Origin of the sequence: Aeromonas sp. MR19 (assembly GCF_963899305.1) — a bacterium.
Classification (GTDB): domain Bacteria; phylum Pseudomonadota; class Gammaproteobacteria; order Enterobacterales; family Aeromonadaceae; genus Aeromonas; species Aeromonas bestiarum.
This window is the reverse complement of sequence record NZ_CAWQWZ010000019.1, coordinates 1-2,591: the sequence shown is the minus strand read 5'-3', so window position 1 is coordinate 2,591 and position 2,591 is coordinate 1. Positions and strand designations below refer to the sequence as shown.

The window sequence follows — 2,591 nt, the reverse complement described above, 5'->3', positions numbered from 1 at the left end:
AAATGGCGAACAGCCATACCCTTGGGACCGACTTCAGCCCCAGGATGTGATGAGCCGACATCGAGGTGCCAAACACCGCCGTCGATATGAACTCTTGGGCGGTATCAGCCTGTTATCCCCGGAGTACCTTTTATCCGTTGAGCGATGGCCCTTCCATTCAGAACCACCGGATCACTATGACCTACTTTCGTACCTGCTCGACCTGTCCGTCTCGCAGTTAAGCTGGCTTATGCCATTGCACTAACCTCCTGATGTCCGACCAGGATTAGCCAACCTTCGTGCTCCTCCGTTACTCTTTGGGAGGAGACCGCCCCAGTCAAACTACCCACCAGGCACTGTCCGCGATCCCGATTCAGGGACCTGCGTTAGAACATCAAACATACAAGGGTGGTATTTCAAGGACGGCTCCAGCGCAACTGGCGTCACGCCTTCAAAGCCTCCCACCTATCCTACACATGTAGGTTCAATGTTCAGTGCCAAGCTGTAGTAAAGGTTCACGGGGTCTTTCCGTCTAGCCGCGGGTACACCGCATCTTCACGGCGAATTCGATTTCACTGAGTCTCGGGTGGAGACAGCATGGCCATGGTTACACCATTCGTGCAGGTCGGAACTTACCCGACAAGGAATTTCGCTACCTTAGGACCGTTATAGTTACGGCCGCCGTTTACCGGGGCTTCGATCAAGAGCTTCGCTTGCGCTAACCCCATCAATTAACCTTCCGGCACCGGGCAGGTGTCACACCCTATACGTCCACTTTCGTGTTTGCAGAGTGCTGTGTTTTTGATAAACAGTCCCAGCCATCTGGTCACTGCGACTCCCAACTGCTCCATCCGCAAGGGACTTCACTGTCAAGAGCGAACCTTCTCCCGAAGTTACGGTTCTATTTTGCCTAGTTCCTTCACCCGAGTTCTCTCAAGCGCCTTGGTATTCTCTACCCGACCACCTGTGTCGGTTTGGGGTACGATGACTTGTAATCTGAAGCTTAGAGGCTTTTCCTGGAAGCAGGGCATCAATGGCTTCACCACCGTAGTGGCTTCGTCTCGTGTCTCAGTGTTGTGTCTCCGGATTTGCCTAGAAACACCACCTACGCACTTTCACCAGGACAACCGTCGCCTGGCCCACCTAGCCTTCTCCGTCCCCCCATCGCAATTACAAGTCGTGCAGGAATATTAACCTGCTTCCCATCGATTACGCCTTTCGGCCTCACCTTAGGGGTCGACTCACCCTGCCCCGATTAACGTTGGACAGGAACCCTTGGTCTTCCGGCGAGGAGGCTTTTCACCCCCTTTATCGTTACTTACGTCAGCATTCGCACTTCTGATATCTCCAGCATACCTCTCGATACACCTTCGCAGACTTACAGAACGCTCCCCTACCACTCACACATAAGTGTGAATCCGCGGCTTCGGTGCCTGGTTTGAGCCCCGTTACATCTTCCGCGCAGGCCGACTCGACTAGTGAGCTATTACGCTTTCTTTAAATGATGGCTGCTTCTAAGCCAACATCCTAGCTGTCTGAGCCTTCCCACATCGTTTCCCACTTAACCAGAACTTTGGGACCTTAGCCGGCGGTCTGGGTTGTTTCCCTCTTCACGACGGACGTTAGCACCCGCCGTGTGTCTCCCGGATATTACTTACTGGTATTCGGAGTTTGCATGGAGTTGGTAAGTCGGGATGACCCCCTAGTCCAAACAGTGCTCTACCCCCAGTAGTATTCGTCCGAGGCGCTACCTAAATAGCTTTCGGGGAGAACCAGCTATCTCCGAGTTTGATTGGCCTTTCACCCCCAGCCACAGGTCATCCCCTAACTTTGCAACGTTAGTGGGTTCGGTCCTCCAGTTGATGTTACTCAACCTTCAACCTGCCCATGGCTAGATCACCCGGTTTCGGGTCTACACCTTGCAACTAGACGCCCAGTTAAGACTCGGTTTCCCTACGGCTCCCCTATACGGTTAACCTCGCTACAAAATGTAAGTCGCTGACCCATTATACAAAAGGTACGCAGTCACCCCGAAGGGCTCCCACTGCTTGTACGTACACGGTTTCAGGTTCTATTTCACTCCCCTCACAGGGGTTCTTTTCGCCTTTCCCTCACGGTACTGGTTCACTATCGGTCAGTCAGGAGTATTTAGCCTTGGAGGATGGTCCCCCCATATTCAGACAGGATGTCACGTGTCCCGCCCTACTCGATTTCACTTCAAGGTCGTTTTCATGTACGGGGCTATCACCCTGTATCGCTGGCCTTTCCAGGACCATTCCACTAACTTCCAAGAAACTTAAGGGCTAATCCCCGTTCGCTCGCCGCTACTGAGGGAATCTCGGTTGATTTCTTTTCCTCGGGGTACTTAGATGTTTCAGTTCTCCCGGTTCGCCTCTATTACCTATGTATTCAGTAATAGATACCCAGCTTATGCTGGGTGGGTTTCCCCATTCGGAAATCTGTGAGTAATAGCGTCTCTTACCGACTTCTCACAGCTTATCGCAGGTTAGTACGTCCTTCATCGCCTCTGACTGCCAAGGCATCCACCATGTACGCTTAGTCACTTAACCATACAACCCCAAGAAGTGTCGTCGAAACGACGCGACTTGTTG

1 rRNA gene is annotated in these 2,591 nt (G+C 52.5%); it reads right to left on the bottom strand.

The annotated features are described in order from the left end of the window. Positions 1 to 2,549, bottom strand: a 23S ribosomal RNA gene (locus AACQ95_RS12785); the annotation flags it as partial. Between the last annotated feature and the right edge of the window lie 42 nt (positions 2,550 to 2,591).